Source organism: Phenylobacterium aquaticum, from assembly GCF_947378715.1.
GTDB lineage: Bacteria > Pseudomonadota > Alphaproteobacteria > Caulobacterales > Caulobacteraceae > Phenylobacterium > Phenylobacterium aquaticum_A.
Genome location: NZ_CANCLE010000265.1, coordinates 1 through 3,374, shown reverse-complemented (window position 1 = coordinate 3,374; position 3,374 = coordinate 1). Strand labels below are relative to the sequence as shown.

At 68.0% G+C, this 3,374-nt stretch carries 4 protein-coding genes; 1 reads left to right on the top strand and 3 read right to left on the bottom strand.

Annotation, left to right across the window (positions count from 1 at the left end; genetic code table 11):
• Together Q7P21_RS20285 and Q7P21_RS20280 are read right to left on the bottom strand one after the other, a co-directional pair.
• On the bottom strand, nucleotides 1-302 hold a 302-nt coding region (locus Q7P21_RS20285), incomplete at its 3' end, for an SDR family NAD(P)-dependent oxidoreductase (RefSeq protein WP_304180192.1).
• Nucleotides 299-1,036, bottom strand: a complete 738-nt coding sequence (locus Q7P21_RS20280) for an SDR family NAD(P)-dependent oxidoreductase (protein ID WP_304166671.1) — start codon at nucleotides 1,034-1,036, stop codon at nucleotides 299-301. The genes Q7P21_RS20280 and Q7P21_RS20285, both read right to left, overlap by 4 nt.
• Nucleotides 1,037-1,285: 249 nt before the next feature.
• Between Q7P21_RS20280 and Q7P21_RS20275 the strand changes: the two genes are divergently transcribed.
• Nucleotides 1,286-2,857: a S10 family peptidase gene (locus Q7P21_RS20275; protein WP_304180190.1), complete on the top strand. Its 1,572-nt coding sequence runs from the start codon at nucleotides 1,286-1,288 to the stop codon at nucleotides 2,855-2,857.
• Nucleotides 2,858-2,869: 12 nt separating this feature from the next.
• Here the strand turns inward: Q7P21_RS20275 and Q7P21_RS20270 are convergent, their stop codons facing one another.
• Complete coding sequence (locus tag Q7P21_RS20270; protein WP_304166665.1) at nucleotides 2,870-3,262, bottom strand: hypothetical protein; 393 nt, start codon at nucleotides 3,260-3,262, stop codon at nucleotides 2,870-2,872.
• Nucleotides 3,263-3,374 lie beyond the last annotated feature (112 nt).

Sequence of the window (3,374 nt, the reverse complement as noted above, 5' to 3'; positions counted from 1 at the left end):
GAGACCCCGGCGTTGTTGACCACGATATCGAGCCCGCCCCAGCGCTCGGCCATCTCGGCCACGACCTGGCGGATGGCGGCGGGATCGGTGACGTCCAGCGCCCAGGCCTGGGCGGACAGGCCCTGGGCGCGCAGGGGCGCGGCGACGGCTTCGGCGGCCTCATGGGTGTAGTCGGTGACCGCGACATGGGCGCCCTCGGCGGCGAAGATCTCGGCGGTGGCGCGCCCCATGCCGGACCCGGCGCCGGTGACCAGGACGATGGAGCCCTTGAGCGAGCGGGAGAGGTTCAGGGGCGGGCTCATGACAGGGAAAGGCCCCCGTCCACGATCAGGGTCTGGCCGCAGACATAGGCCGCCAGCGGCGAGGCCAGGAACAGCACGGCGCCGGCCATGTCCTGCGGCGTGCCGGCCCGGCCCTGGGGAATGGCGCGCAGGGCGCCGGCCATGCGGTCGGGATGTTCGGTGGTCACGGCGGTCAACTTGGTGGCGACCAGGCCCGGCGCCAGGCCGTTGACCCGGATGCCGTCCTTGGCCCAGGCCTCGCCGAGCGTCTTGGTCAGGCTGACGGCGCCGGCCTTGGAGGCGGCATAGGCGGGATTGCCGCGATTGGACTGATAGCCCGACACCGAGCTGACGATGATGATCGAGCCCTTGGCCCGGGCCAGCTTGTCATGGAAGGCGACGGAGCAGGCCATGGGGCTGTCGAGATTGACCGCCATGACGTGATCCCAGCCGGCCGGTTCGAACTCGCCGCGCTTGTAGACCACCGTCCCCTGGCTGAGCACCAGCACGTCCAGGGCCGGGATGTTCGCCGCCTCGGCGTTGATCTGGGCGCGGTCGGCGACGTCGACGCAGGCATAGGCGAGGCCGGTGAGGTCGGAGCCCTCGATCCCCTCATAGTCCTTGGCGGTGGGCCGGGTGCCCCAGACGTGGACCGAAGCGCCCCGCTCGCGGAAGCCATGGGCGATCCCATTGCCGATCCCGCTGGAGCCGCCGACCACCAGGACGGTCTGGCCGGAGAAGTCGAGGTCGGACATGGCGGGCTCCCGAATGGATCCGCGTCTTCGCGCGGGTTCGGCCGGGAGCTTGGCGGGGCAGGCGCGGGGGTTCAAGTGTGACGCCGGGTGAGCGGGGCCGATTTCCCGAGGGGACGAGCGAACGCCGGTCTCAACATTCCGCTTGCGAAGCGCTGCCGTTCGCGGTGCTAGGTCGTAACAGTTTCAGCGCGGCCGGGGGGCGAGCGGCTTTCCCAGGGCGCGTGATCACGCGACAGCGAGGGGATCGCCATGGGCAAGTTCGCACTCATCCTGACGGCCGGCGTCTGCGCGCTGGCCCTGAATGTTCCGGCCCTGGCCCAGGAGGCCAAGCCGCCCGCAGGGGCCGCAGCAGGCAAGGAAGACAAGCCCGCCAAGCTGGCTGACAGCGAGACCGCCATGGCCCCGGTTCAGGAACAGGCCAAGACCAGCCATCACAGCGTGACCATCAACGGCAAGGCGATCGGCTATACCGCCACGGCCGGGACCCTGACCCTGCGCGACGACGACGGCAAACCCACCGCCAGTATGTTCTACGTCGCCTATGTGGCCGACGGCGGGAAGGGCCAGGCCGACCGGCCGGTGACCTTCTTCTACAATGGCGGCCCGGGCTCATCCTCGCTGTGGCTGCACATGGGCTCGTTCGGGCCGGTGACGGTGAAGACCAATGCGCCGAACCCCGCCAGCCCCGCGCCCTTCGTCCGCGGAAACAACAATGACAGCCTGCTCGACAAGTCCGACCTGGTGTTCCTGGACGCCATTGGCGCCGGCTATTCGCGGCCGCTGGGCGACACGCCGGGGACCAAGTTCTGGGGCGTCGACCAGGACATCGCCGCCTTTGCGCGCGGGGTGACCCGCTACATCACAATCAACCACCGCTGGAATTCGCCCAAGTTCCTGTTCGGCGAGAGCTATGGCACCACCCGGACGGCGGGCCTGGCCTATGAGCTTCAGGACGAGGGCGTGGCGCTGAACGGCGTGCTGATCCTGTCCTCGATCCTGAACTACGGGACCCGGGACGCCGGCTTCGATCACATCTACCAGACCTACCTGCCCAGCTATGCGGCGACGGCGGCCTATCACCACAAGCTGGCCAACCCACCCGCCGACCTGACCGCCTTCCTGCAGGAGGTGCGCGACTTCGCCAATGGGCCTTATGTCTCGGCCCTCGCCAAGGGCGACACCATTTCGCCGGCCGAGCTGGACGCGGTGGCGAGCAAGATGTCGGCCTATACCGGCCTGTCGGTGGACTTCCTGAAGCGGGCCAATCTGCGGGTCGACCTGCAGCGGTTCCGCAAGGAGCTGTTGCGCGACCAGCGCCGCACGGTCGGGCGCTATGACAGCCGCTTCACCGCCATCGATGTCGACGCGGCCGGCGAGAGCCCCGAGTACGACGCCTCCGACGTTCAGGTGTCGGGGCCGTTCACGGCGGCGCTGCATGACTATCTGGAGCAGGACCTCGGCTACACCACCGACCTCGCCTACTTCCCCTCTGGCCCCGGGATCAACCAGGCCTGGGACTGGAAGCACAAGGCGCCGGGGGCGAACCGCGCATCACAGGTGGCCGACACCGCCCAGGACCTGTCCATGGCCATGCGGCAGAACCCGAAGCTGAAGCTCTATTCGCTGAACGGTCTCTACGACATGGCGACGCCGTTCTTCGGCACCGAATACGACATCAACCACATGCAGCTGGACCCGACGCTGAAGGGCAATGTGCGCTTCGCCTACTACCCGTCCGGCCACATGGTCTATCTGAACCCTCAGGCCCTGACCCAGATGAAGGCCGACGTGGCGAAGTTCTATGACGACGCGATGAAGTAGCGCGGAAACGCTCTAGCCGGCGGCGGGGCTGCGATAGACCAGATAGCCGCGCTCCACCATCCGGCGCATGGCCTCATAGGCCTCGGTCAGTTCCTCGTACTGGTGACGTAGCTCGCTGAGGCGGGCGACGCCCTTGGGATCAGGGCGGGCGTTCTCGGTCATGGCCAGCGCCTCCTTGACCCACTGGGCGCGGGCCTGGGCGGCGGCGACGGCCAGCTTCTGGAACTTCGCCAGATCCGCGTGGCCCAGCATGGCGGCCACGACTTCCTTGTTGGAGGCGTAGGCGGTGAAGTCGATCTGCTCCAACTGGCCGCGCAACCGACGCTGGGCGGTGGGGTCATCGGACTGCTGGGGTTCGAAGTGGTCGTGGGCGTAGCGCTTGAAGCTGCTAACCGAAGTCGACATGTGCGGCCTCCCGGCCAATGGCCCCGTTGCAGGGGTCTTCCAGCCAGAGACTAACCCCTTGGGCTTAATGGGGGATTTAAGGCGCTGGGCTTGAGACGCACTCGCAACAGGC